This is a genomic window from Phocaeicola sartorii JCM 17136 = DSM 21941, assembly GCF_054653615.1.
Genome location: NZ_BAAIFW010000006.1, coordinates 520,143 through 546,600 on the forward strand (window position 1 = coordinate 520,143; position 26,458 = coordinate 546,600).

At 42.9% G+C, this 26,458-nt stretch carries 22 protein-coding genes and 1 pseudogene; 5 read left to right on the forward strand and 18 right to left on the reverse strand.

What is annotated here, in order from left to right; genetic code table 11:
* Positions 1–18: 18 nt before the first annotated feature.
* From ACYQ0C_RS19170 to ACYQ0C_RS19180, 3 genes are all read right to left on the reverse strand, one after another.
* Positions 19–1,587 (reverse strand): BACON domain-containing protein, encoded by a 1,569-nt coding sequence (locus tag ACYQ0C_RS19170; protein WP_016277411.1) that lies wholly within the window; start codon positions 1,585–1,587, stop codon positions 19–21.
* Between the two features lie 398 nt (positions 1,588–1,985).
* Positions 1,986–3,452, reverse strand: a complete 1,467-nt coding sequence (locus ACYQ0C_RS19175) for a RagB/SusD family nutrient uptake outer membrane protein (protein ID WP_016277410.1) — start codon at positions 3,450–3,452, stop codon at positions 1,986–1,988.
* A gap of 16 nt (positions 3,453–3,468) precedes the next feature.
* The gene (locus ACYQ0C_RS19180) at positions 3,469–6,558 is read right to left on the reverse strand and encodes a SusC/RagA family TonB-linked outer membrane protein (RefSeq protein WP_016277409.1); all 3,090 of its coding nucleotides are present in this window, start codon (positions 6,556–6,558) and stop codon (positions 3,469–3,471) included.
* A 238-nt stretch (positions 6,559–6,796) separates the two neighbouring features.
* Here ACYQ0C_RS19180 and ACYQ0C_RS19185 point away from each other — a divergent pair, with 238 nt between their 5' ends.
* Positions 6,797–7,795: a uroporphyrinogen decarboxylase family protein gene (locus ACYQ0C_RS19185; protein ID WP_016277408.1), complete on the forward strand. Its 999-nt coding sequence runs from the start codon at positions 6,797–6,799 to the stop codon at positions 7,793–7,795.
* 127 nt (positions 7,796–7,922) lie between these two features.
* On the opposite strand, the gene ACYQ0C_RS19190 is transcribed toward ACYQ0C_RS19185, so the two are convergent.
* The 6 genes from ACYQ0C_RS19190 to ACYQ0C_RS19215 form a co-directional block, all read right to left on the reverse strand.
* The gene (locus ACYQ0C_RS19190; RefSeq protein ID WP_016277406.1) at positions 7,923–10,241 is read right to left on the reverse strand and encodes a glycosyl hydrolase family 95 catalytic domain-containing protein; all 2,319 of its coding nucleotides are present in this window, start codon (positions 10,239–10,241) and stop codon (positions 7,923–7,925) included.
* A 10-nt stretch (positions 10,242–10,251) separates the two neighbouring features.
* Positions 10,252–10,464, reverse strand: a complete 213-nt coding sequence (locus ACYQ0C_RS19195; RefSeq protein ID WP_016277405.1) for a hypothetical protein — start codon at positions 10,462–10,464, stop codon at positions 10,252–10,254.
* 250 nt (positions 10,465–10,714) lie between these two features.
* Positions 10,715–10,882 carry a hypothetical protein gene (locus tag ACYQ0C_RS19200; protein ID WP_016277404.1) on the reverse strand — a complete coding sequence of 56 codons (168 nt, stop codon included), beginning with the start codon at positions 10,880–10,882 and terminating at the stop codon, positions 10,715–10,717.
* A 43-nt stretch (positions 10,883–10,925) separates the two neighbouring features.
* The gene (locus ACYQ0C_RS19205) at positions 10,926–11,045 is read right to left on the reverse strand and encodes a hypothetical protein (RefSeq protein ID WP_397428690.1); all 120 of its coding nucleotides are present in this window, start codon (positions 11,043–11,045) and stop codon (positions 10,926–10,928) included.
* 33 nt (positions 11,046–11,078) lie between these two features.
* A complete protein-coding gene (locus ACYQ0C_RS19210; protein ID WP_016277403.1) occupies positions 11,079–12,149 on the reverse strand; it encodes an SMP-30/gluconolactonase/LRE family protein in 1,071 nt (356 codons plus the stop codon).
* Between the two features lie 171 nt (positions 12,150–12,320).
* The gene (locus ACYQ0C_RS19215) at positions 12,321–14,354 is read right to left on the reverse strand and encodes a polysaccharide lyase family 8 super-sandwich domain-containing protein (RefSeq protein WP_016277401.1); all 2,034 of its coding nucleotides are present in this window, start codon (positions 14,352–14,354) and stop codon (positions 12,321–12,323) included.
* 405 nt (positions 14,355–14,759) lie between these two features.
* Here ACYQ0C_RS19215 and ACYQ0C_RS19220 point away from each other — a divergent pair.
* Positions 14,760–15,069, forward strand: a pseudogene (locus tag ACYQ0C_RS19220) (DUF2200 domain-containing protein).
* 720 nt (positions 15,070–15,789) lie between these two features.
* Positions 15,790–16,014, forward strand: a complete 225-nt coding sequence (locus tag ACYQ0C_RS19225; RefSeq protein ID WP_016277397.1) for a winged helix-turn-helix domain-containing protein — start codon at positions 15,790–15,792, stop codon at positions 16,012–16,014.
* Between the two features lie 141 nt (positions 16,015–16,155).
* Here the strand turns inward: ACYQ0C_RS19225 and ACYQ0C_RS19230 are convergent, their stop codons facing one another.
* Positions 16,156–16,344, reverse strand: a complete 189-nt coding sequence (locus ACYQ0C_RS19230) for a hypothetical protein (RefSeq protein WP_016277396.1) — start codon at positions 16,342–16,344, stop codon at positions 16,156–16,158.
* A gap of 316 nt (positions 16,345–16,660) precedes the next feature.
* Entirely contained in the window at positions 16,661–17,161 is a 501-nt protein-coding gene (locus ACYQ0C_RS19235) for a hypothetical protein (protein ID WP_016277395.1), read from the reverse strand.
* 285 nt (positions 17,162–17,446) lie between these two features.
* On the opposite strand from ACYQ0C_RS19235, the gene ACYQ0C_RS19240 reads away from it, so the two are divergent.
* Positions 17,447–18,865, forward strand: coding sequence for an alkaline phosphatase (locus tag ACYQ0C_RS19240; RefSeq protein ID WP_016277394.1), 1,419 nt, complete (start codon positions 17,447–17,449; stop codon positions 18,863–18,865).
* Here the strand turns inward: ACYQ0C_RS19240 and ACYQ0C_RS19245 are convergent.
* Together ACYQ0C_RS19245 and ACYQ0C_RS19250 are read right to left on the reverse strand one after the other, a co-directional pair.
* Positions 18,862–19,767, reverse strand: a complete 906-nt coding sequence (locus ACYQ0C_RS19245; RefSeq protein ID WP_016277393.1) for a ComEA family DNA-binding protein — start codon at positions 19,765–19,767, stop codon at positions 18,862–18,864. The genes ACYQ0C_RS19240 and ACYQ0C_RS19245 overlap by 4 nt on opposite strands.
* A 7-nt stretch (positions 19,768–19,774) precedes the next feature.
* A complete protein-coding gene (locus ACYQ0C_RS19250) occupies positions 19,775–21,139 on the reverse strand; it encodes a sodium-dependent transporter (protein ID WP_016277392.1) in 1,365 nt (454 codons plus the stop codon).
* Between the two features lie 95 nt (positions 21,140–21,234).
* On the opposite strand from ACYQ0C_RS19250, the gene ACYQ0C_RS19255 reads away from it, so the two are divergent.
* Complete coding sequence (locus ACYQ0C_RS19255; RefSeq protein WP_016277391.1) at positions 21,235–21,621, forward strand: VanZ family protein; 387 nt, start codon at positions 21,235–21,237, stop codon at positions 21,619–21,621.
* A gap of 80 nt (positions 21,622–21,701) precedes the next feature.
* Here the strand turns inward: ACYQ0C_RS19255 and ACYQ0C_RS19260 are convergent, their stop codons facing one another.
* The 5 genes from ACYQ0C_RS19260 to ACYQ0C_RS19280 form a co-directional block, all read right to left on the reverse strand.
* A complete protein-coding gene (locus ACYQ0C_RS19260) occupies positions 21,702–22,205 on the reverse strand; it encodes an RNA polymerase sigma factor (protein WP_016277390.1) in 504 nt (167 codons plus the stop codon).
* A gap of 363 nt (positions 22,206–22,568) precedes the next feature.
* Complete coding sequence (locus ACYQ0C_RS19265; protein WP_016277389.1) at positions 22,569–23,039, reverse strand: CYTH domain-containing protein; 471 nt, start codon at positions 23,037–23,039, stop codon at positions 22,569–22,571.
* 73 nt (positions 23,040–23,112) lie between these two features.
* On the reverse strand, positions 23,113–23,244 hold the full coding sequence (locus ACYQ0C_RS19270; protein ID WP_016277388.1) for a hypothetical protein: 132 nt from the start codon (positions 23,242–23,244) through the stop codon (positions 23,113–23,115).
* A gap of 92 nt (positions 23,245–23,336) precedes the next feature.
* Positions 23,337–24,452, reverse strand: a complete 1,116-nt coding sequence (prfB, locus tag ACYQ0C_RS19275; protein WP_016277387.1) for a peptide chain release factor 2 — start codon at positions 24,450–24,452, stop codon at positions 23,337–23,339.
* 57 nt (positions 24,453–24,509) lie between these two features.
* Entirely contained in the window at positions 24,510–26,315 is a 1,806-nt protein-coding gene (locus tag ACYQ0C_RS19280; protein WP_016277386.1) for an AMP-dependent synthetase/ligase, read from the reverse strand.
* Positions 26,316–26,458: the final 143 nt, after the last annotated feature.

Here is a 26,458-nt window from a genome sequence, read left to right on the forward strand (position 1 = left end):
AATTTAGAAAATTCCCCATCAGTCATCCACTGCCTGAGGGTTGTCATTTGATTTTTTTTCATATATCTTGAAGTCTGTCAGATAAAGTTCTTCATCTTTCAGCAAGGCATTGGAGCCAAAAGGATTCTTGCCCACATTGCGATAGATGCCATGCTTGCTGCGGACATTGGTTGTCCCCTTGTCACGCCACATATCAATATGCTCGTTGGTATAATCCATCAGCACCTTGCCGTCGCTGATACGGGTCAGCTTGATTCCATAATAACCGTCCCGGCAGAAATGTGATTCCGTACGCGCCTGTACCCATTCTCCTTCAAAGTCACTCATCGGAACATTATCCACCAATGTGCCTTGATGAGTAGCAGTGCTACGACCGTTATGAATAACCTGTACCCTACGATTACTTCCATCAGCATTAGAGCGCAGCGAAAGAGTAATGATCGGCGCCGAGATATTACTTCCATCATGTCCTTTCAACTGATAAATGTGCGTAAAGGAGGTAGAAGGCTGGAAACCTGCCGGAATCTTGAATTTCCATTCCACGATTTGCCACTCGTCATAGTTTCCATTCACATCCTTGTATTGCGCCTTGTTGCTGCTCACCACACGGGTTTTCATCTCATTGCGCTGGCGGTCCTTCTTTTCCCCACGGTCACCGTCAATCATCTGCTCGTTTTTGTGAACCATGAAGCGGAAAACCGGCTGCCCCAATACCAAGTCCTGAACCACTTCTATGTGCTTACCGTCCACATCTTCTCCTGTATCGGTACTCTTCGGTTGATTAGGATGTTCGGTATATTCCCAACCATACTTTTTCATGTAATCATTCACCACTTTCCATTCACTCCCCAATAATGTTTTATCAGGAGTCATGCTTCCAGTCTGCACATATCCTGCCGGAATCGGTTCTTCCGGAGTCCGATACTGTGCCTGAACGACCGGCACCCTTACTTCTTTCGCTTTTTTATTTTTATCTGTAAACAACAAGGTTGCCTGACGCGGCTTTCCCTCATTGGCAGCAAAGGCTATCGTTGCCCCGGCAGCCGTCTTGTTCTTTACAGTAATCCAGTCTGACTTCTTTCCGTCTTTATCAACAGCCGTACATTCCCAGTCCACTGTGACCGAAGCTGTAACCTGTACTGTCTGTTCTCCCCCATCATAAAATACTTCTATTTCTTTCAAACTGACAGTCAAGTCATGTACATTGGTTTCCTGCTGACTGACAGTCAGCTGCATACTTTCCGCCTTTCCTTCCTTATCTTTAAAGGTTACAATCGCCTTACGGGCAAATCCTTTATTAGGTGCTACCGTAAAAGTAATATCATAGAGACTCTTGGCCTTTTCTGTAATCCATCCGGTAACGCCCGTACCTTCATAAGCGATATCATACGCCCATTTTCCACCTTTAAACATATCAACAGAAACCGTATAGTCGGCACCAGCCGGAGACAACTGGTCAAAACTTCCCGGAGTCACCACCATGTCATAAATTTCTTTTTCATCATCCGATTCGCAAGCATTCAAACCCATAAGCCCCACAACAGCCAATGCGCCTGACACTAAAACATCTTTCACGAGTTTATTCATACTATTAAATTTTAATTATAAAAATATTCATATCATTTTATCGGCAAAGTAAGTATTTACCGCAGAAACAAAGTTCTATTATCACACCTAATAATATCATTATTGTCCCATTCTCTGATCGTGCAGCCTGCTTCACAATAAAGGACCTTCTTTATCCTAATTTTCCATCAAACAATCCTTTTTACAAAACCCATCCGCATTACCAATTTCCAGATGCCATTTGACTAAGGCTTTTCTACCCATTACTTTCTATCTCCAAGCCCTACGGAAATAACTCCAAAGGCCATGGAGATAGAACATATACCTATAAAAGGGATGTAAAGGGTTAATATAAAAGCCGGAGGGAATTAAAGAAAAAAGCCTTTATCACTACCATCCGGCAAAAGAACTATTATTCCTTAATTCCAAGGAGCATTCTGTTCCCAAATGTCACCCATGATATCCATCTGCTTCTGCGGAACAGGCCACAAGTTGCCATCAAATTTACGCATTTTTCCGCTTTCGTCATATTGCACGGTAGGAATCACATCCTTGGCAATATCCCATCGAATAATATCATAATAGCGAATTCCTTCGTACGCCAGCTCCACCCGACGTTCATTGCGGATATTCTCACGAGTCAGTTCTGTTTTGGGAGGCATATTCACACCCGGACGCTGCCGCACGGCATTTAAAGCGGCCAATGCCTTCGGATCACCGCCCTGTCCGCTTTCGAACATGGCTTCGGCATACATCAACAACAAATCGGCATAACGCATCTTCACAATGTGCTGGTCACTCAGTGTCGAAGCTTTGGGTGCCATGATGGTGGGATTCACATATTTCTTAAATGCCATTCCCGTAAAAGGCACCAATCCCTCGGCACGATTGCCGTCATCCTCAAATTTTCCGGTCTTGTCATTACTTACCCAAGGATCGCCTGCTTCGTACATGGTCATCTTGATACGGGGGTCACCTTCCTCGTAGGCGGCACGCAGATTATAACTGGGAAAGATTGTCATACGACTAGCCACCATCTGATCCAGTGCATGGAAATCGTCAGGAGCAGTAAACTGAATGGAAAACATGATTTCCGGATTGTTGATCTGTCCACCAAAAAAGATTCCCGCATAATCATCCGCCAACTTAAACGGATTGGCCGGATCGTGAATAAAATCACCTGCCAGTTTGGCTGCATCAGCATATCGTTGGTCGTTCAACAAAATACGGCATTTCAAGACCACAGCCGAACCTTTCACCGCATGACCATCAGTATAAGCCACATTAGGCAACCATTCGATGGCGAAATCAATATCATCCAACATTTGGCTGATCACCTCGGCACGTGGTGAACGGGGCAACTTCTCAAAGCCATCTCCCAGCTTGGCACTATGCAACATCATAGGTACCGCACCATAATGCACCACCAATTCATTATAATAAAACGTACGTATAAAAAGTGCCTCCGCCTTCAATTTATTAAAATCGACTTCCGAGTACAAATCCCTCACCTTATCAAAATTGTCCAGAAAATAATTGGCCGCGGCAATACCTTTGTACGAGTCATCCCACAAATCATTCAACAAACCTCCGGTAGAGGGATTAATACCTCCCTGCTGAATAGCCGAATGAGCACCACGGGTAACAGCGTTGTCCGACAAACATTCTTGTTCGGTACAGGGACCTCCAGCAGGAACTGCCGAGAAAGTTCCGTTACGGAAACTGGCATAAGCTGCAGTCAACGCCTTATCGGCATCTTTTGTGGTCTGCCAGAAAGTGGAAGTACTAACTTTGTCCAATGGCTGTTTGTCCAAAAAATCTTCGCATGAAGTGAAACCGGCCGCCAATGCCATAGCAATTGTGCTAATCAATATATGTCTTTTCATCTGTATATACTTTATATTATAAGGTTACTTTTAAGCCGAAAGATACCACCTTCGCCTGTGGATAGATAACTCCTCGTGAATTCTTTGCCGTACGTTCCGGATCCAGTCCTTGAAACATGTCGGTGAATGTCAATAAATTGTCACCTGAGAAATACACTCTCACATTTTGGAAACGAACTTTCTCCAACCAGGACTTAGGTAATGTATAACCAATCTGAAGATTCTTCATTCTCAAGTAAGAAGCGTCCTGCAGCCACCAAGTAGAGATGGCTGTGTTAGGCGCATAGTTATCATTAAAAATATGAGGAATCGTATTGGAAGTTCCTTCTCCATTCCAAGCGTCCCTCCAGTACACAGCCGGAACAGAGCCTTGACGGAAAGGAGCAATACCCCATTCTTTCACGTAAGTTTTCTTTCCTTGCACTCCCTGAAAGAAGACAGACAAATCGAATCCTTTCCACGCCGCATTCACCGTAAATCCATAATTGAACTTAGGGAAAGCGCCACCTACAACAACGCGGTCCTCAGGAGTAATCTTTCCGTCACCATTAATGTCTTTGTATTTCATATCGCCCGGTTTGGTCAAGTTACTCAATGGCTTCAGCGCATCAATCTCCGCCTGGTTCTGATAAATACCATCAAACACATACATATAGTAACTATCCCAAGGAAGACCTTCCTGGCGAATGGTTCCGTTGTTGTTGATTTCGCGGGCACCGAACTGTACCAGCTCATTCTTATAAGTTTCCAAGTTGGCGGAAATGCTATAAGTAAAGTCACCGATGCGGTTCTCGTGTCCCAGCACAAATTCCCAACCGGTATTTTCCATAATACCCCTATTCACTGTAGGAGCAGTCACACCAATATGAGAAGGGACCTGCAAAGTGCGGAGGATATCCTCTGTCCTCTTTTTGTAATAATCTACTGAACCATAGATTTTATTATTGAACATCCCGAAATCAAAGCCAAAGTCAGTAGCTGTCGTAGTTTCCCACATGATATCCATATTGGTCAGCGCATTTTGTGTAAGTCCCTGCGTTACAATTCCTCCAAAGTTGTATTTTACGGCACTCAACGCATCCTGATACGGATAATTACCGATGTTCTGATTACCCAACTGTCCCCATGAGCCGCGCACTTTCAAGTTGGAAAGCCATTCCACCTCTTTCAAAAAGCCTTCTTCTGAAGCACGCCAACCACCAGAGAACGACGGGAACAATCCCCAGCGTTTGTTGCTTGCCAGACGTGAGGTACCATCATAACGGAAACTGGCCTCAAACAAATATTTACCCGCGAAATCATAGTTCAAACGACCGAAATAAGACTGGATAGCCCATTCGTAAGCGCTGCCCTCATTGGTTTGCCCTGCTGTAGGAGCCACATCCAATTCCCAATGTACATTGGTAGGAACTCCTGTCCTGTATCCACCCAATTTATCATAACGGAAATTTTCCTGGTTATAACCCAACATAACATTCAGATTATGATTCTTGGCAAAAGTCTTCTTATAATTCAATGTTCCATATAGTGTATATTGCGTTTCAGTTTCTTGACGTACAGTCAATGTATTGACATCACTATTGTACACACTTTCTTGATGATCACCAAAAGCATTCGGGTGAAATGTATAGGCAGAAACCGAAACGGTAAGGCATTTGGCCTGTGTCTGATTATAGCGGACAGAAGCTTTCACCTCAGCATCCAGACCTTCCAAGATCTTTACCTTTGCAAATGCGCTGCCCAGTACATAGTTCTCATCAAACTTCTTTCCACCTCCACTGTAAGCCACCGCCAACGGAGCCTTGTTGTGACCACGACCCGCATAACCGCTGGAAGCGAAACGCCCGTCAGGCAAATAAGGAGTATAATACGGACCTTGGGTAAAGGTGCAAAGAATCAAGTCCTCCGTTTCGTTGTTGTCAATCTGATTGCCACCACTGGTATAAGAGGTAGAATGACGATTGGATTTGGAGAAGTTTATATTGGTACCAAAAGTTACCCGTCCGCCCAGATTTGTTTTCAAATTGACTTGCGCATCATAACGCTTGTATCCAGTTTGAATTACCATACCATCTTGATCCAGATATCCCAAGCCAAAATTATAAGTCGTTCCGTTCTTGCCACCATTCACACTCAAGAAATGCTGTTGCATGGGAGCTGTCTTGATTACATCACCATACCAGTCGTGATTGGGATATTGAGGATCGTTGGGAGCGGCATTCTTATAAGCATCAATCCATTCCTGTTCATAACCTTTAGTAGCAATATCACCACCTGTATGTTCCAATGCTTTATTGAACAAAGTCATGTATTCAGCTGAATTAATGATACGTTTCTGAATGGTAGTAGGCGACTGCCAGGCCATATTAAAACTGTAATCTATATTCAAACGTCCTTCAGAACCATTCTTGGTAGTAATCAAGATAACGCCATTGGCTGCACGCGAACCATAAATTGAAGCAGAAGCAGCATCCTTCAGTACCGTGATATTTTCAATCATGTTAGGATTTACCTTGTCCATATCACCTTCTACCCCATCAATCAAAATCAAAGGATTGCTACCCGCTCCAGAGAAAGTACCTTGACCACGAATCTGGATAGCCGCAGACTCCGCACCCGGATTGGCCGAGTTCTGTACAATTTGCAATCCCGGCACGCGTCCTTGCAACATAGAGGACGCATTGGGAGATACCCGTTTTGTCAGGTCTTCAGCATCCACACTACCTACAGCACCGGTCAAGTTCACCTTTTTCTGCACACCGTAACCCACTACAACCACTTCATCCAGTTGTTTGGTATCTTCCTGCATCACTACTTTCATTGTAGTTCCGATGACCTTCAACACTTGGTCTACATATCCTATATAGGAGAATCTCAATGTAGAACTTTTTTCAACATCAACTTGAAAATTACCCTCAAAATCCGTAATAGTTCCCGATGTAGGATTTTTCTCAGGAACTACCGAGACTCCAATCATAGGTTCGCCTGTAGCATCCACCACATGGCCACTTACTTTGATTGTCTGCGCTGAAAGAGGAATACCGGTCAACAAAGTAACCAAGATGAAAAGAAACCGCCGAAGCGACATGTTTTTTTGTTTTTCCATAATAGTAGTTTTTTATTTTTCCACTACAAAACAATAGAAGTTTCTGCAATTCCTCTTCTAGTATTTCCCCAACATCTATCAATATTAAACCAACTCACAAAAGGCTTTCCAAACGTTTATAATATTGTGTCATTCTTTTAAAGAAACGTTCCAAACCACTAATAATAAGCATCCTACAAATATTTTATTCATAAAAACATTTTATTTTTGCATATCAACAAACAAAAATGGAAGAACCATGAAAACAAATTATCTACTGGCCGCCTGCCTATGTATGACATTGGCAGGACAAGCACAAACCATTTCCAGCAAACGAGAAATAATGGAACGTTTTCTGAATGGAACATTAGAAAAGAACTATGCTCCAGCAGCTTTCTTCATGCATTTTGGTAAGGATGCGAAAACGGGAGAAGCTGCTGTCAACAGCCACATCAACTATTTTGTAGCCACAGGAATGGATATCGTAAAGATACAATTCGAACAAGGCTATGGACGCATTCGTATAGAAAAGCCGGAAGACTGGGAACAAATAAAACCACTACCCCGTAATTTCTTCGCGCCAACCCTAGAAGTGATTGACCGCATTGTGAATATTGCCGGACACGATGCCATGATTTTACCTACCATCTATTCCCCCTTTCAAATGCTGGTACAAACAGTAGGAGCTGCCAACCTGATGAAATATGCCAAAGAAAAACCGGAACAGGTGACGCGTGCCATGGAGATTTTCACCACAGCATTGATACAATTCGCCAAAGACTGTAAAGCCAGAGGTGTGGACGGGTTCTACACACCCTCGCAAGGTGGAGAAGAGAAATTCTACATTGTACCCCGATTCTTTGAACGATTTGTAAAGCCCTACGATTTGCAAGTGATGAAAGAATGCAATCAAGACACCCGGTGCAACATTTTGCATATCTGCGATTATGAAGGAAACTACGATGATTTGAGCCGCTTTGCCGACTATCCGGGGCAAATTGTAAACACCCCCAATATCGTAAATGGCAAGCCTTTCACCTTAAAGGACGGAGAACGACTGTTCAAACGTATTGTGATGGGTGGACTGGACCGGAAAAAGACCATTCACAATGGAACACCGGAAGAGGTGAAAGCCGCCGTGTTGAAGATTAAGAAAAACTATAAAGGACGGCTGATCATAGGAGCGGAATGTACTATCAAACCGGATACCCCTATGGAAAACATACGCACAGCCATTCGGACAGCACACGGGAAGTAACCCTCCACGGTCCTTTCGACTTCCAACAAACATAACATAAAAGCAAAAAAGTAATCGATGTTCGTAAACCAACACAGATTACTTTTTGCCAATATACCGAACAATTCCATCCGTTACATGAGCATTTTCAATCTTTCGGACAAAGAACGATACACTCGCCTTCCGAAGTTTTGAAAACAAAACGATTGCCCGAAACTGTTTCAGCCTTGTCTCCATTCCTCCACAACTGCACCGATTGGCCTTTCCAAGGATTTTCCATTGTACATGGCATCCCTTTTTCGCTAATCAATTCCACAGAGTCTATCACTCCCGACCTCAGACAGGCACTCACCAAGAATGCACCATAAGCACGAAGTTTTTGGAAAGAAGCATCCTGATCCATTATCCAATTGGGAAAGACACGCAACACGCCTTCATAGCTTTGCATCAACATTTCGTTAATGGTTAATGGAACGGCAGCTAACGTCTCAATACCCCCTCCACCTTGTGTTATCCACAAATTGGGATAAACGGTCAGAGAAATACGCTTCTTTAAACGCTTCAACAGATCTGCAGCATCATAGCCCACACGAACCGCTCCAGGAAAACAAGTCTCTATGCCATTATTAAATGTATTTCCCCAGTCATTGGGACGACGCATCTTGTCCTGCCAATGATTGACATCCTCCAACAAAATGGCATTGAATACAGAATCCGTTACAGGTCCTGCCACCCCTCCCGGCAAGACAAGCCCATGAATAGAAACACGATTCAATCCGGAAGGAATATCTTCCACTCCTTCCGGTCCACTCTCCATGTTCCGCAAACTCAAGCGTCCTGAAGCATTCACTGCAACAGGATAGTCACTCAAATGCTCCAATATATCATACCATTTTACCCGTCTGTCGGCATCCACCTGCAAAAAGGCACTCATATCCACCATTCCTTGAAACAACATTCGTACCAATCCCAGTGAAAGCGTGGAATTGAAATCACCCAAACGATGCCGCCACTGTCCTTTATTCCGATGATTGGGCATCACCTCGTTAAAATGGTCCATGTGAATGACATAACGTCCATTCTCCAATTTCAGGTAATCTTCCCAAAAATCGGCACATGCCAACAGATAGGGATAGACCCGAGAGGCATACGTTTTGTCATAAGTACTATAGTAACGCATCAGCATATTGCCTGCACTAAACACCGCATTAATTTTTTGCCCTAAAAACTTATACCCACCGTCAATTGTATTCTCACGAGTAGCATATTTTTCCATCATCTCTTCCGGAGTAAGTGGCCACATAGCGGTACACAATCCTTTAGGACCGATACCTACCGGATAATAAATGCCCCTACAACCCAATAAATCGGCAGCATGTTTCCGTCCTGCTTCCATATAGTCCAACAAGGGCTGGTCAAAATTATCGGTCAAATAAATATGATTGGAAGAGAAACAAGCCCAATAAGGAGCCTGATAATTGTAATTCAAATGATAATCACCACCCCAAGCAGCCTCATCACGCGTTATAAACGGTCCCCATATACCTGGAGCAAACTTTCCGGCACGGGAAGCACAGGCAAACAAGTACTGGGACATATAGTAATAACGCTCCAATTCCTGATCCCCAATGGAAACAGAAGATTCTTGCCAAAAGGCATTCCACCAGTCCTTATGCTCGACTTTCGCCTGCTCCAACCTATCGACTGTCAAGCCCTCCGCCTCAACTACAGCCTTTTCCTTCCATTGAACAGTATCATGGTTCGTATACGCCACAACAGCTATCCATTGCTTTTTTCCCGGCTGCAACACAATCTTTCCTGATTCCGGCAGCTGCATTTCCGGAGTACCCATAGCCAAAGCTATATGCGAAGACCAACGAAGCAATGGTTCTTTTTCAAATGATCGGGTAACCCAATTCACCGGTACTTTCCCTGATGAAGTCACCGAAGTATTTCCTTCCGCTGCCCACAAGCGTGATGACAATTCCAACGGTTCATTGGCCGTCAATTCTATAATCACCCAATTGCGGGTTGCTGCCACCCAGGCGGTCAATTCCAGAACTGTCTTTCCTTTAGTAAACTTCCCTTTTATCTCAGCACTACCCGGCAATTGCTCCACTTGGTAATCGGCACCCGCCAATGCTTCCGCATACAAATCTAATCCGCCCGGCAAAGCGATTCCTCCTGGATATACCGGATATGCCCTCCAAAAATCATTTTTTCCTATATAGAAGCAAAGACTGTCCGATGTACCTCCCAACGTAATACCCAAATCACCATTACCAGCCAAAGCTGCATCCGGTGTTTTGGTAGACGGCACCATTTTGGACGGTGCCGTCAATACCGCTTTGTAACGGTTCAAAGAAACAGCACTTACAAGTTCTACATCGGGAGCAGTTGCGCAAGCCACCAGCAGTCCTCCTACAAACAAGCTCCCTATAAAACGAATCCAATTCTTCCTGTTCATTTCCTCCGCTCTAATTTGTCATTCCGTTTCTTTGCATAAATTCTTCCACTATCTTCACTCCGGCCGATGTTCCGAGACGAGTAGCCCCTGCTTCAATCAAATTGTACCGACGGGCTTCCGCACACAATTTTTCAATATTGGCAACCCCGCCAAAAGGTTTCAAGAAAGTATGATCAATCATACCTGCCAATCGCTCTACTGTTAATGTATGAATATCAATCATTATTATCTATATTTTAAAGTTAAAAGGTTAATATTACTTTGATTGCCTCATTACGCCCTGCCACTGCAAAGGCTTCAGCAATGTGCTCAATCCTAAACCGATGACTCGCAAACTCATCAGCATGCAGCCGACCGGATTTTATCCATTCTGCCAACAGCGTCATGGCTGCTCTCTCTTCGGAACGGGTAGGCCATTGGGCATGTGCAAGGTAAAATGAAGAGGAGCACGAGAGATTTCCAACAAAGGATTTCTAGTCATCACGCCAAGTACAAGCCAATACCCCTTCTTCTGCTGGAACCTCCTTAGGTATCGCATTCTGTATCTCAAAACAATCGACCCGGTCATGCGCCTCATCAGCAAGCGTACCACTCCCCACGCCATACCGGCAGCACCAATACACCAGCTCTGATCCAGCCATATCCCATTAACAGGATTGTTGATAATTCCATTATAATGATTCATTATACCACATAATTCCTATCAGCAAGGCAGCAAGCAAGCCACCCTCCCATTATACCATAGGATTTCCACAATTCCGGCCATACACAGAAAGCAAAGCCTCCGCAAATCGCAGAACCTATAAATGTAGATAGAGTGTTTTCATAAGCCTGTTTTTATTGATTTTCCAGTTCCAGTTGTGCCAATGTGTAAGGTTTATCATGTCCGGCATTCACTTTATCGGGTCCTGTCACTATGTCAAAACAAGAAACTATCAGTTTCCCGTTCCATACAATTGGCTCCCCAGGCTGGTCCAGTCCACCATTACTTCCGTCACAGTCGGGACTTTGCGCTATTCGAGCCACCTTTCCGTCAGGAGTAATACGCGCTATGGCATTCACGGAAAAATCAGCTACATACATATTGCCTTCCTCATCCATACACATACCGTCTGTAGTAGTTAACTGCGTACTGTCCTGTGCCCATACCGTATTGGATACCACTTTTCCTTCCTCATCCAATACAATCTTATGAATGGCTCCATCACCAAAATTGCCTACATATAAATTCCCGGCTTTATCAAACACAATGCCATCCAATCCGTATTGCACCTGTGGATTACGGGTTGTTACTGTAACCAGCAGATTCTTATCCTCCAACGTATTGGTTATTGCTATACCGCAGTCGCCCTCGTTAAAACAATACACTCCACTTACCAAACAATCGGACGGGATGGCAGACAACAAACTTTGAGTGACATATACCTTTCCATTCCGTACACGCACTCCATTGGGATGTTCCATTTGACAAGCCACCGTTATGGTTTCCTGCAACATTCCCTGACTGTCAAATACCAATTTCAGCAAACGTCCTTTGCCACGTCCTTGCTCACTTCCTGACCACCCCTGATTATCACAAATATATAACTCGCCTTTCTCATTGAAAGCAATTCCCATAGGACATGCGACACCTGTTTCCGCCAACACCGGCACATCTATCCATTTAGAAATCTGTTTATCAGGCGTAATCCGCATCAAACAGGCAGGCGTAGCCGGATTGGCAAAATTAGGACAGGCCACTATCAGATTCCCGTCAGGGGCTATTGCCATACCATCAGGAGTGGGACAAATCTCCGGCAACTCCATAAACAATGTACTCACTTGCAATTTTTTACCTGTTTGCCCCTCAGAGCAGCAACCTATCAACAAACAAAGAAATAATCCAATTAACAGAAATGTTGTTTTCATCTTATTATCTATATTTTAGATTATATAGTTTCTTTTCCAGCAAAATTAGGGGAAGTCTTCGGGGTCCGGTTTCAAAATCATTCCAAACATTTGGAATTTTATTCCAAATAGGAAGATACATTCTCCTATTAGTGCATTAGCAATCAACAACATAACAAACCTTTTAAAAAGCTATTTCAACTTGAACGGAGCCTCCAGTTTCTTCTTCAAGCCCTGTACGGTATGCTCTACATAATAAACTCCAGGCTGTTCCGGAGTGAATATTTTTCCCGCCACTACTATTTCTTTCTTTTGGTAAACGGCCACCCAGTACCCTTTTCCGATGGAAGGAACCTGCACCACCTGGGCAGTCGCATCATTGCGAAGGACAATGACTTCTTTCTCCACATCAAACTTTTCCAGCTTTTCTTTCGAACTGCCCGGAAAGACAAGATATTGGTATCGGGCTTCCTTTGGACGAACCCCGTGACGAAGATGCAAAGAAACCACCTCGCCTTCCACTATGGAAGGCTTGTACATCTTCATAAAATCGCACCAACGACCAGTACGCTTTCCAACCTCCGTCACCAAGGTATCCTTACCTATTATTATATAGCCTGTATGGTCGTGGAAAAAGCGCAGCTCTTTCTGTGCGAAGGACTCCTTGCCAATGACCTCCCGCCATCCACTTTTTGTTCGGACAAGGAGTTCCCCCTCTTTCAAGCGTTGGTCCACCGAAGTGGTCACACACAAAGTGGTGTCCGCCTGAATGCCGGTACCCAGACAAACAACAAAATCATCCGCAAACAAGTATGATTTATAAGCCTTCAACCCATCACGGTTCAGTTCCATAACCGTCATACCTCTTTGGCCGTCGCTCAGTCCTCCGACCAGAGAGGTCTTGTTGTTCGTTTTCATTCCCTTTGCCATAGGAATCGGAGCTACATCCTCATAGGAGGTGACACCCGGAATCTTCCGCCAGTCCCAAAACGGAAATACGTCCAGGTATTCATCGCCACGGACATAGAAATAAGTGGCACCGTCACCCAAATAATATCCTTTCAGGTTGTCCTCATTAACTAATTCTGTACCGATGACCCGATTGGAAGACATTTTCACCGTTCCCATCCAATCTTTGCTGCGATGTACAGTATAGTCCGAATCGTCAAAATGCTTATGCCCTACCAACAGATTGCCCGCCTTCGGAAATCCTTTCAGCCCCAAGTCGGCAGCGGCAAATGCCAGTCCGTATGCCTTATGAACCTGCGCATGATGAAAGAACTGACGACCCAACGAGCTGACATCCATATAGCGGTTCCAAATAATCCACCGATAACCTTCGTTTACCAATGAATGAAGGATTGCCAGCTGCTGACGGTCAAACTGATACGATGTCCCTTGAAACAACCGGCTGAAAAAGCTCATACCAGAGATATATGCCAGCCCATAATTGCCAAACTGCTGCTGAGGACCGTGCTGGTGAAAGCTCCAATCGTCCTTGATACCTTCCTTCCTGCCTGTACATATCTCCGAGGCAATGGTATCCCGCGCTGCTTTTGCCAACTGACCGTCATTTTGCAAAAGGGCGCGAATCAGCACATTCCCTGCCAGCCAGACTTTATTCTGTCCGGTCATGCCAAACTTGGCATTCTCCATCACCTTTATGGCAGCCTGTTTCTCCTCTGCCGACAGCTGTTCTTCCAACAGGACGAAAGCCGCTCCCAACGTCTTGGGAAGTCCTATTTGGTTGTACCACCAATTCCGGCACTTTGGTTCTGTCGAAAACCAATAGGCCAGAGCCGAATGAATGACCCGACTTACAATTTCCGACCGATGATAGTCCGTTCCTTCAGCGTAATATAACTTTGCCAGTTCTAGAATACGTTCCGCATGCAGCTTGGGTTCCCAGCCGGAACGTTTCGTATCGGCATAGTTGATGTCCGACCACGAACCGTCCGCCACCTGCTTCTTCAAATAGCCTTTTATCTTGTCCAAATCGAAAGGATAACGCTGGTGAAGTTCCACCACCATCTGGTCGGACATTTCCGTTTCGGGTTTTATCCGGATAAAATCCGCCTGCAAAGAATCGGCCTTTCCAGCAGAAAGCATCAATATGTTTCTATAATTCTTTTTAATTATACCTAGTTCATCCGTCTCAGTCGCCCAAAGCGGAAGAACTGCCAACAAGCATCCGCCTAACAAAATACATCCAATAAATTTGTTCATTTTCATAATAAATTTAAGTAACACTGATATGCAAATATAAAAGGGAATTATCAATTTTGATAGCAATATCGAACCAAAAACTATTAATTTCCTCATCAACTCAGGAGATTGAAGTAAAAGCAGTATCGAAAAGCGTCAAAGAAATAATAAATGTTGAATTGATAAAGAAAAACGATGAATTTAGTGTAGAGCTAGTTCAATGGCTTTCATAAAAGATAAAGTAATAAATGTGCAGTCACTCAAGGAATTAGAATAAACCAAATCAGAAGGTCGATTTCTGATGGCATCGCTTTGAAGAAAAGCAAAAGATGGTAAAATCCCGATTTCGTTTGGAAATCAGGATTTTTTGTTTTTCCAAAGGGACACAAAAAGCAGCAGAATAAGGTATTTGAAATGAAAATCTCCATGATTTATCCATTATTGTCCGCAAAGGTGGAAAAAAAGAATCGGACAAAGCAGGGACTGGATGAAATTATTTGTTGGCTGATCGGATATGACAGGAAAGGATTACAGGAACAGCTGGATAAAGAAGCTTGCTACCTTTTTTAATGAAGCACCGCAAATGAATCCAAACAGCAGGCTTATCAAGGGAGTGGTTTGTGGTTGCCGTGTGGAGGAGATTGAAGATCCTCTGATGCAAAAAATCAGGCCTCTGGACAAACTGGTTGATGAACTGGCTAAAGGAAAGAGAATAGAAAAAAATTTGAGGAGGTAAATTATAACAAGAAGATTTCAGATACTGAATAATCGGAGATGATAATGAAGACATGGTTTCAAGCGCTGTTTTCTTATAATTGGAGAAGCATTTGCCGTTACATGTCGTTGAGACAGCAATAATGATGGGCTGTTTATATTATTCTGCTCAAAGAATACTTTCGGAAATATATTTTGAAAAAGATATCCCAAAATATACCGATAAATGTTTGTAGTCTAAAAAATATATGTATCTTTGAAACGTTCATCTTGATGAACAAAATAATAATAGATAAAAAAGCGTTTAGCTGGTTCTGTATAAGTGAAAAGTCGAAATTTCCTTCTAATGTACCCAAGGACAGCCATACGTTCAACCTGCGATATTTTGCGGGGGGCGTTTTTGTTTGTACCAAGGGCTTCGACTCCCTCACTTATAGACAAAGTTAATGCCCTTCCGCTTTTAATTTAGATGGGTTTGCATATAGGGCACAAGCCTGGAGGTATGATTATGATACAGATAAACAAGTGCAAATCCCTTTCCTTCTTGAAAAGTATTGCCAAACATTGGAACTCCACTGAGAAGAAATTCCTGATATATAATTGATATGTAGGCTTGTGGTGTGTCTATGTATCAGCGGAAATCGGTTTCCCTATGGGAACCTGATCTGTTTCCTATACCCTGATAAAGAGCACAGAATCTGATTGTTATCAACTGATATATAAACATTTAAATGTAAGAAGCATGGACAAAAGAATTGTAGGTGTCAATGCAGGTAATGTATGGCACGCCCTTAATGAAGTGAAAAGAATATCAATTCCGGAACTTGCCAGAAAATTGAACCTGAGTGTTGAAAGTACCGCACTTGCTATCGGATGGCTGGCTCGTGAAAATAAAGTTTGTATACACCGGGTAAATGGACTAATAGAAGTATGTGACGAAAGCCAGTTTGATTTTACTTTCGGATAATTATGTATCCGGAAGGTTAAACCTATCATGTTACTTTAATAGTGGAAGACCGGAATCAATGAATAAGGTTCCGGTTTTCTTTTTTCTATTGTTGGAAGCATACCAAAAAGAAGGAGGGATAAAAGCCCCTCCCTCATTAAGTCATTTTACCCATTCTGCGACCTTGTCCTTGGCATAGAAATAATAGAAAGCCAGTCCAAGCCAACTTGTGATGATGATCAAAACAATAAACAACAGTTTTTTCGCCATATCACCATTTGTTTTCCAGATCTCCATTCCGGCCTTTATGGTAAGTACAAGGCCAATAATCCATATAATAAATCCTATCATAGCTTTATATATTTATTTGTTATTCGGAACAAAGATAATATTTTTTAAAACAATGAACAACGATGCCGGAAAAAAGAAACTGAAATTATTACATCCGGCTTCCTAAAAACTAAATTCGTCTCTGTACTTTCCCAAATGATGGGGCTGGATAGTTACCGTTATTTTTCCGGTGAGCTAGTATGGAATACGTCCTTCTTCCCGTCCGCCCTGCCTTCTTCACGCCCGGTTTGGACCCTATCACAGAGAATGGCTTACCAAGATTATTGTCCGGTTGCCGTACTATACAAGAGACAAAGGAAAAGATTTAGGCATTTTATCATCGACGAACTGCAAAAAGTTCGGCTTCAGTCTCCCAAGTATCATCCGGACGCTTCACTATGCGCTGCCAACGGAATGAAGTAGTTGTAATTTCCGAAAACACCCACTGTATATTCTTCTCATTAACTTCCGTCTGCACGATCCTGTTTCCATCTCTTTTTCCTTCAAGCTGTGTAGCACCTCCCAACTCCGTATATAAGATATCCCATGTCCCGGTATCAGGATTATACATACGTACCGTAGTCGCATAAGCTGCGTCCGGCTGATAATCCTTAATCCGTGCCTTACGCGACGGACAAATAAACACATCCTGAACTGCGGTTCCCTCCAGTACCCAAGCAAATATCCACTCCCCCTGAATATGTCTTTCATCTGCCGTGCCTTGGTGGTCAACCCATTCAAAATCCCATTCACCGACAAACTGCCCATACAGATTATCTCTTTCCGGTATCAAATTACTTTTTCTTTTTGATACCAATACATTTATAAATTCTCCCATACTTTACTTGACTGACTCTAGATAAGACAAATATAAGATTTATAATTAACAATCGCTAATATTAAAACAATTATCTGTATGCGGTATCCATGGTGAAAAAACAGATTCCCCTACTTTCCAAGCAGTTCTTTATATATTACACTTCAAGAATATTTCATTTACATATTTATTGCAAAAGAACGTATTTGGTCATTAAACCTCAATTATTCAAGAAGGAATTGCCAATAAAAAGTCTTTTTTTCCTATATTTGCTAGGCTAAAAAAAACGTCATTAACTCAATTAATATGAAAAAACTATCGTTTATTACCGTATTTGTATTCCTGTCCATCCTTTTTGTACAGGCACAACAAGCGAAGTATGTATTTTATTTCATCGGAGATGGAATGGGTGTCAATCAAGTTTTAGGCACAGAAATGTATCGTGGAGAACTAGAAGGCAAAATTGGTGTGACCCCCTTATTATTCACTCAATTTCCCTATGCAACCATAGCCACGACCTTTTCGGCCACCAACGGAGTGACAGATTCAGCCGCCGCCGGCACCGCTCTTGCTACTGGGAACAAGACAAAAAATGGCGCGTTAGGTGTCAAAAAGGATCTGGAAACCCAAATCAACAGTGTTGCTTCCTGGGCAAAAGATAAAGGATGCCGTGTAGGTATCAGCACCAGTGTCAGTGTAGACCACGCCACTCCGGCCGCTTTTTACGCACACCAAGGACAAAGAAGCAGTTATTACAACGTAGGTCTGGACTTGATTGACGCTAACTTCGACTTTTATGCCGGATCAGACTTTTTAGATCCGACCAACCAAAAAGCCGCCGGTTCAAACTCAGAAAGTCTATATACACTGGTGGACAAAGCCGGCTATACCATAGCCCGTGGTTACAAGGACTATCAGAAAAAAGCAAAGAAATCGGATAAGCTGATTCTTTTGCAACCCGCTACCGCTACTGACAATAGTTCTATCCCCTACGCTATAGACCGCCAAAAAGGCGATATGACTTTAGCAGAAATCACTCGTGCCGGAATCAACTTCTTATCCAAAGACCTATCAAAAGGTTTCTTTTTAATGGTTGAAGGAGGCAAAATAGATTGGGCTTGCCATAGTAACGACGCCGCCACCGTATTTCATGAAGTCATGGACATGGACAACGCTATAAAAGTTGCCTACGAATTCTATGAACAACACCCCGATGAAACTTTGATTGTAGTAACAGCCGACCATGAAACAGGAGGAATCGTTTTAGGGAAAGGTCCGTACACCCTCAACCTGCAGGCTTTGAAATCACAAAAAGTAAGCGAAAGCGGATATACTAAAATAGTAAACGGACTAAGGAAAAAATACAAGAATCAAGTTTCCTGGGAAGTTATCAAACAGTCATTGAAAGATAATTTCGGCTTCTGGGACAGCATTCAACTGAATGAAAAACAAGAAGCGTCTCTGAAGAGAGTATACGATGAATCATTTAGTGGTAAAGAAATAGATTTAACAAAAAGTGAATATCAGCAAGACGAACCTTTGGCCTCTGAAGCTAAAAGAATCCTGGATGACATCGCCTTAGTAGGTTGGACCAGTGGAGGACACTCAGGAGGTTATGTTCCTGTTTTTGCTATCGGAGCGGGCGCCCAATTGTTCCAGGGCCGCATCGACAACACCGAAATCCCGGTAAAAATAGCAGAGGCAGCCGGTTATCCCAACAATTAATCGAAAGTAAGATAATACGATAAACGTTCCAAGTCTTTCTCAGTGAATTCCTCATACAGGGATAATTGGGAAAGACTTTTCAATTTTCCTTTTTTCCTCCTGTATTCCATTATCACCTTTGCCTTATAGAAATTCATATAGGGATGAGAACGAAGTTTGTCAAGCCCCGCCTTATTGGCATTTATCCGATGAATTGATGCGTTTTCCAGTTTAAACCATTTCAGCATATCCTCATTTACATAATCCACTTCTTTCAATTGTGCAGTATCATAAAAACCTCCCAGGCGATTCCGATAAGCCACAATCATGCGTGCAATGCCACTGCCTATCCCCGGAATTTTTTTCAACTCAGTTGTGTCCGCTTCATTCAAATCCACCAAAGTCCCTTCCGGATATTTATAAACCGCCAGCGTATCTTTCCTCATTTTTTTAACGGCATGCAATGTATCTTGTTTCCGCCGGAAGACCTCCGCTATCCGGATGTAGGGTTTTAATATTTTAAATTCCTCGGAAGACAAGCCATAAACACGAGAGAAATCATCCGCAGTTCTGAATTTGCCACCAGCCCTTCGATATTGCAATATAGTATGTGCAATAAAAGGAGGCAGTCCACGTTGCAAAAAGTCGATGGAATCGGCCGAATTTGGATCAAAAGCAGCCAATACCACCTTTCTTTTCTTTGGCTTATCATAGGAATATTGCAGAGATTGCCTTTCCTCCATCTCATGTACTCCGGCCAAAAAATTTTTTATTTCTTCTATTCCCTCTTGATCCTGTTCTAAAGTTTCCTCTTCCTTTACTGGAAAAAGAACCCACATACAGATAAACACAAAAAGCAATGTTAATAAAAAAAGGACAGCTCTGCGCTCACTTTTCGAGAAATAAAAGAAATCTTTCCACATTACAGTTCTAAATCAGACCCAATTCATTAATAAAGATCAAAATGATAGCCACAGGCGCCACATATCTCAACAGGAAAATATACAGATTAAAAAGGCCTGCTTTCAGCTTTCCTCCATTGGTCCATTCCTCATAAGAAACGGAACGTTTCAAGTACCATCCCACAAAGACACATACCAGCAATCCACCCAAAGGAAGCATTATTTTTGCAGTGACAAAATCAAGCAGATCAAAGAATCCTTTTTCAAACAGTGTATATTCCTGCAAGACTCCTAATGACAAGGAAGAGACAACTCCGATGGCAATACACCCGGCAGTTACCAATCTGGCAGCACGTCCACGAGTTAAATTGAATTCCTCATGCAGAAAAGCCGTCACCACCTCGTGCAGGGAAATAGTAGAAGTCAATGCAGCCAAGGCCAACAGGACATAGAACATCACCGAGAAAATATAAGCCAATACCGGCACACCGCTGAAAGCCTGTTGAAACACATTAGGCAACGTAATAAAGATCAGTGACGGTCCCGCATCCGGCTGGAGTCCTACAGAAAAGGCAGCCGGAAAAATAATCAATCCGGCTAAGACCGCCACAAAAGTATCAATAACACCGACACTGAGTGCCGTATTACCTAACTTGGTTTCTTTCCCAAAATAAGAAGCATAGGTAGAAAGGCATCCCATTCCCAAGCTTAAGGAAAAGAAAGCCTGCCCCATAGCCCCTAGAAAAACATCCCCGTTCACTTTACTGAAATCAGGCTTCAGCAAAAATTCCAGACCTTTTTCCGCATTGGGGAGCGACAATGAGCAGCCAACCAAAACCACGATCAGTATAAACAAAACCGGCATCAGCACCTTCGAAGATTTCTCTATTCCATCCTTCACCCCCTTTACTATAATAAAATGAGTAGCCAACAAGAAGATGAACAGCCAAACAAGCGGACGAACAGGATCTTGCGAAAAATTCTGGAAAGCAACAACAAAATCATCCGGCTTTTTATTGGCAAAGCCATCAACTCCCGCTTCCAGTATATATTCCAAAGTCCATCCTGCCACTACCGAATAATACCCTAAAATAAGGAAACCGGCCAAAACACCCAGATACCCCAACCACTTCCAATGAGTTCCCGGCGCCAAGACCTTATAAGCACGGCCTGTACTTGCCTTCGAATGGCGTCCTACCGTGAATTCGGCAATCATGATAGGCATCCCCAACAGAAGGACACACGCCAGATATATCAAGATAAACGCCGCTCCCCCATGATTTCCTGTCTCGTATGGGAATCTCCATATATTGCCAAGTCCTACGGCCGAACCTGCCGCCGCCAGAACAGCTCCAATCTTACTCCCAAAATTTACTCTTTCGCCTTTTTGCATAAAAAACTATCAAATTATTATAAATCAATCCCTATTGGCCTGCAAAAGTATAAAATTAATCGTACTTTTGCGATGAATCACAAAAAAATTAAAGTATGCTATATTATTTTAGAAGATATCCGGTATCATTAGTTATTGTGGCTATCATCTTTTATCTGTCCTTTTTCACTCCTCCCAAAACAAATATGGAGGAAATCCCCTACATAGACAAAGTGGTACATATCTGTATGTATGGAGGGCTTTGCCTCATTTTATGGATAGAATATCTGAGAAGCCATAAGACTATCCACTGGAGTCATGTAGTATGGGGAGGTATCATAGCTCCTATAATCATGAGCGGATGCATTGAACTGATGCAGGCCTATTGCACGGACACACGTAGCGGTGACTGGCTGGATTTCCTGGCAAACAGCACCGGAGCCGGACTGGCTGCACTAGTGGGATATTATATCCTCCGCCCTCTTATATGGCGTAAATTTTAAAAAGAAACGCCGACGATTCTTCGCGAACAGCCGGCGTGATGATAAAAGTCAAAGTTATATAATAAAGATAGAGAGTCAACTTAACGGAAATCTTTCAATTCATTCTGCAACCTCTGACGGGTGAAGAAGATGCGGCTTTTCACTGTTCCCAACGGGAGTCCCAGCTTCTCGGCAATTTCCCTGTATTTAAATCCTGATACATACATAGCAAACGGCACACGGTAATCTTTGGGCAACGCATTCACGATACGATGTATCTCCTTCAAATCATACGCACCTTCTGTAGAATCGAATCCCGATTCCTGCGGAAGATTCAAATGGAACAAGTTATCTGTATGATCGACAAAAGTCTGATCACGCACTGTTTTACGATAATTATTTATAAATATATTACGCATGATGGTGTACATCCATCCTTTAAAATTCGTATCCGGAGTAAACTTTCCTTCGTTGTCCAAAGCTTTAAGTGAAGTTTCCTGCAGCAAATCATTAGCCTCTTCTCTGTCAGCTGTCAATTTAAATGCAAAGCGAAATAATTCGGTTTGTATACTTAGTAAATGCTGTGTAAAGTCGACTGTCTTCATATTAATCTATTTTTAAATTGTTATTCTCTGTTTTTGTTTTCTGCTGCAATATTAACGACTTCTCATAAAAGTCATGACAGAAAAACTAACAACAAAGGGGGTACAAACTATCAAATAACAGTTTTTACCCCCTAAATTAACAGTTAACAGGTGGTTTCGTTTTAACTTTTAATTAGCCGGTTGCCCCCTACCGGTTCCAGCATTGCCTCTTCCACCTTCAGATCATCATTATTACTACTTCGCACCGCTTTTTCACTTCATTCTTCGCCCCCCATAATCAGTCTTCACCTCTCTGTTATCAAGAGAGATCCTTCCATTCCATGGCATATTCAGTTCTGTGTCCGATGGCAACTTCCATATCACCTACCAGCGGGTATAGGGATTCTTCATCAGAAAAGAATTATAATAACGTACATCTCCCGTCACCTCTTTTTCGATGAAATGGGGCTTTTCGAACATTTCATCCTCACTGTTCAATTCCACTTCCGCTACAGTCAAGCCTTCATTCTCACCATAAAACTCGTCCACTTCAAAGATATGCTCTCCGCTTTTCACCAAATACCGGGTTTTATCAATCACTCCGGGTTCACACAGCCTCATCAACTCTCCGGCCTCCTGCAGACTGATTTCCTTCTCCCACTCATAACGGCTGGTACCGGATTCGTTAGCAGCTCCTTTAATCGTAAGATAACCCTTGTCATCCCGAATACGCACCCGGACAGTTCTTCCACGAGCACTACAGATATAACCTTGTACAATATGACTATGCGCGTATGCTTCCTGTTTATAGCTATCGTCTTTTACTAAAAATTTCCGTTCTATTTCTTGTCCCATACCTTTTCAATACATAAAAAAAGTCCCGCACGAGAGCAATCTCAGCAGGACTTTACTATTTCTTTTTCTCTTCTTATCCGTATATGGCATAACCCACCATAATAACAAGGGCCAATACGATCAATCCGATGAACAGGCCTTTTACAATTCTATTTGCTTTCTCTTCTTCCTGCTTGCTATAAGCGGCTTTCTTATTCTTTCCCATAAGTATTTCATTTTTAAGATTAAACTTTCTCCTTTGAATATCCCAAAAGTACAAAGTTTCTAGAAGAAAACAAATAAATTACGAAGAAATTACTAATTCTCCGAACCGGAAAACTCCATCAGGTACGCCTTGATAAAGCCATCAATCTTTCCATCCATCACTCCGTTCACATCCGAAGTCTGGAAATTGGTCCGATGATCCTTCACACGACGGTCGTCAAAGACATAACTGCGTATCTGTGAGCCCCATTCAATTTTCTTCTTGCCCGCCTCCACTTTGGCCTGCTCCTCCATGCGGTGCTGCAATTCCTTATCATATAAGATTGAGCGCAACTGGCGCATCGCATTTTCCTTATTTTTCGGCTGGTCACGGGTTTCAGTATTCTCAATCAGGATCTCCTCCTCCTCACCAGTATATGGATCTTTATATTGATAACGCAGACGTACTCCTGACTCCACCTTGTTCACATTCTGTCCGCCGGCACCTCCCGAACGGAAAGTATCCCAAGACATGCGGGCAGGCTCAATTGTCACTTCAATACTATCATCCACCAATGGCGTGACAAACACAGACGCAAAAGAAGTCATACGCTTGCCCTGAGCATTATAAGGAGAGACACGCACCAAGCGGTGAACACCATTCTCACCTTTCAGATAGCCATAGGAGAAACTACCCTCAATGTTCATTGTCACTGTCTTGATTCCAGCCTCATCGCCATCCTGAAGATTAGCCACGCTCACTTTGTAGCCATTGGTCTCCGCCCAGCGCATATACATACGCATCAGCATGGAAGCCCAATCCTGACTCTCAGTACCACCGGCGCCACAATTGATTTTCAGCACACAGTCCATCTGGTCCGCTTCCTGACGAAGCATATTCTTCAGCTCCAATGATTCTACGGCAGTTATAGCTTTCTGGTAAGCAGCATCAATTTCTTCCTCCGTCACCAACTCATCTTTAAAAAAGTCAAAAGCCAGTTCCAGTTCATCTGCCATGGTCTTTACCTCACGGTAACCGTCAATCCATTTCTGCAGATCTTTCACCTTCTTCATTTGTGCTTCCGCTTTCTTGGCATCATCCCAAAAACCGGGCGCCTGCGTACGCAGCTGTTCTTCTTCCACCTGAACCTGTTTGTTTTCTATGTCCAGATATCTTTCAAGTGCCGCAGTACGCTCTTTTACGTCTTTCAGTTGCTCTATTGTTATCATCTTGAGGATTTTTGCATTTCAGAGTGCAAAGATAGTGGAAATCTATTCATTTTCCCATTATTCTTCGTACATCTTTTCTATTTCGACAGCATAGTTCTTGTTCAACACACTACGTTTTATTTTCAACGTATTGGTCAGTTCACCACGCTCCATACTGAAAGGTTGGGGCAACAAGGTAAATTTCTTGATCTGCTCATAATGTGCAAACTGCTGCTGCAACGTATCGATACGCTCTTTAAACAATTCTATAATTTCCGGTTTCCGCAACAAATCCTCCATACTCTCATAATGAATGCCTTTTTTGTCGGCATACTCTTTCACCAATTTATATTCAGGTATAATCAGAGCAGAGACAAATTTACGTTCATCGGCAATGATAGAAATCTGGTCGATATAACGGTCCACCACCAATTTGGCCTCAATAGCCTGAGGAGCAATATACTTACCGTTCGACGTTTTAAACAAATCCTTGATGCGTTCTGTAAGGAACAAATGTTCATCTTTTATATAACCCGCATCTCCCGTATGGAACCATCCGTCTTCGGTGAACGCAGCCTTTGTAGCAGCTTCTTTCTTATAATAACCATGAGTAATTCCTTCACCCCTGAGCATTATTTCGTTATTCTCCCCTATCTTGACCTGCACATGAGGCATAAGACGTCCCACGGAACCAACTACATGGTCATAATCATTTTCACAAGCCACAGTCGCCGTGGATTCCGTCAATCCATATCCGGCTACCATATTAATTCCTACAGACAGCACAAACTCCTGTACAGCCGGTGGTATAGCCGCTCCCGCCGTAGGAAAAAAACGCCCGTTTTCAATACCAATTGTTTTTTTCAGCAGGCTGTAGATCGTCTTCTCATAAAACTTATATTTCATGTGCAATACAGGCGGAGGGGTCAGCCCTTTGTACACGTATTCCAAATTATGCTCACGTCCTACTTTAATCGCATCCAGCATCAGTTTCTTTTTCAATCCGGTTGTCTCATTGATTTTTTCTTGCACACCGGCATATACTTTCTCCCAAAAACGAGGGACACTGCACATAGCTGTAGGACGAATTTCCTTTATTGTCTTCTGAATATCAGCAGGACGCAAGTTAATTGACAAAGTACACCCCATAGAAAGACACCAGCAAGTCCATGCACGTTCAAACACATGAGTAAAAGGCAGGAAATTCATAATCACATCCTGATCACCTAATTGTGGAAAGCGTTCATTGTGTGCCGGGATAGCCGCCTCATAACAAGAATGATGCAACATCACCCCCTTACTGTCTCCGGTTGTCCCACTGGTATAAAGAATATTGGCAAGATCACCATTGCCCGACTCTGAAATACGTTTGTCCACTTCGGCCTGATGCGGATGTCCCTCACCCAGTTTCAAGAAGTCATCAAAATAAATCGAAGTCTGGTCGCGCTCGTCACGCTTCACCTCTCTGTCGAAAATTATAATCCGTTTCAGTTGACTTCCCAGTTGCATAACTCGGAAAGCCACATCATACTGCAACTGCTCACCTACAAAGATATAACGTATTTCGGCATCGCCTACCATATAATGCACCTGTGCCTCGGAACTGGTAGCATAAAAAGGGACAGTCACCGCCCGAACTCCAAAAGCCCCGAAGTCCACATACAAACATTCCGGCTTGTTTTGAGAAAAGACTGCTATATTTTCCTGTATGCCTATACCTAATTCTATCAGTGCGTTTGAAACAGTTTTTACTGTTGCGGCAAACTGATTCCATGAAACCGGAATCCATGTTTCTGTTTTATAATCACGGTAACGCAGGACTACTCGGTCACCATATTTCCTGGCCTGGCGTTGTATCAGGACAGATAAGAAAGAACTGCTCATTCTAAAGATTTATTTTTAATTCATCGGCAAAGTTATCGTTTAATTTGGAATTATCCCCTATAAACAGGCATTAATTTTCCCAACCAATCAAAGAGTTAGAAGAAATCCGCCGAAAGTTTTAGTTGCATATCTAACTTAATTAA

Bases quoted from the DNA above. Each gene is read 5' to 3' on its own strand.
- ACYQ0C_RS19190 (WP_016277406.1), bottom strand. From the start codon at position 10,241: ATGAACAGGAAGAATTGGATTCGTTTTATAGGGAGCTTGTTTGTAGGA.
- ACYQ0C_RS19235 (WP_016277395.1), bottom strand. From the start codon at position 17,161: ATGGGAGAATTTATAAATGTATTGGTATCAAAAAGAAAAAGTAATTTG.
- ACYQ0C_RS19255 (WP_016277391.1), top strand. From the start codon at position 21,235: ATGCTATATTATTTTAGAAGATATCCGGTATCATTAGTTATTGTGGCT.
- ACYQ0C_RS19215 (WP_016277401.1), bottom strand. From the start codon at position 14,354: ATGAACAAATTTATTGGATGTATTTTGTTAGGCGGATGCTTGTTGGCA.
- ACYQ0C_RS19185 (WP_016277408.1), top strand. From the start codon at position 6,797: ATGAAAACAAATTATCTACTGGCCGCCTGCCTATGTATGACATTGGCA.
- ACYQ0C_RS19200 (WP_016277404.1), bottom strand. From the start codon at position 10,882: ATGGCTGGATCAGAGCTGGTGTATTGGTGCTGCCGGTATGGCGTGGGG.
- ACYQ0C_RS19175 (WP_016277410.1), bottom strand. From the start codon at position 3,452: ATGAAAAGACATATATTGATTAGCACAATTGCTATGGCATTGGCGGCC.
- ACYQ0C_RS19225 (WP_016277397.1), top strand. From the start codon at position 15,790: ATGGACAAAAGAATTGTAGGTGTCAATGCAGGTAATGTATGGCACGCC.
- ACYQ0C_RS19240 (WP_016277394.1), top strand. From the start codon at position 17,447: ATGAAAAAACTATCGTTTATTACCGTATTTGTATTCCTGTCCATCCTT.
- ACYQ0C_RS19210 (WP_016277403.1), bottom strand. From the start codon at position 12,149: ATGAAAACAACATTTCTGTTAATTGGATTATTTCTTTGTTTGTTGATA.
- ACYQ0C_RS19195 (WP_016277405.1), bottom strand. From the start codon at position 10,464: ATGATTGATATTCATACATTAACAGTAGAGCGATTGGCAGGTATGATT.
- ACYQ0C_RS19180 (WP_016277409.1), bottom strand. From the start codon at position 6,558: ATGGAAAAACAAAAAAACATGTCGCTTCGGCGGTTTCTTTTCATCTTG.
- ACYQ0C_RS19245 (WP_016277393.1), bottom strand. From the start codon at position 19,767: ATGTGGAAAGATTTCTTTTATTTCTCGAAAAGTGAGCGCAGAGCTGTC.
- ACYQ0C_RS19265 (WP_016277389.1), bottom strand. From the start codon at position 23,039: ATGGGACAAGAAATAGAACGGAAATTTTTAGTAAAAGACGATAGCTAT.
- ACYQ0C_RS19270 (WP_016277388.1), bottom strand. From the start codon at position 23,244: ATGGGAAAGAATAAGAAAGCCGCTTATAGCAAGCAGGAAGAAGAGAAA.
- ACYQ0C_RS19280 (WP_016277386.1), bottom strand. From the start codon at position 26,315: ATGAGCAGTTCTTTCTTATCTGTCCTGATACAACGCCAGGCCAGGAAA.
- ACYQ0C_RS19170 (WP_016277411.1), bottom strand. From the start codon at position 1,587: ATGAATAAACTCGTGAAAGATGTTTTAGTGTCAGGCGCATTGGCTGTT.
- ACYQ0C_RS19230 (WP_016277396.1), bottom strand. From the start codon at position 16,344: ATGATAGGATTTATTATATGGATTATTGGCCTTGTACTTACCATAAAG.
- prfB (WP_016277387.1), bottom strand. From the start codon at position 24,452: ATGATAACAATAGAGCAACTGAAAGACGTAAAAGAGCGTACTGCGGCA.
- ACYQ0C_RS19260 (WP_016277390.1), bottom strand. From the start codon at position 22,205: ATGAAGACAGTCGACTTTACACAGCATTTACTAAGTATACAAACCGAA.
- ACYQ0C_RS19250 (WP_016277392.1), bottom strand. From the start codon at position 21,139: ATGCAAAAAGGCGAAAGAGTAAATTTTGGGAGTAAGATTGGAGCTGTT.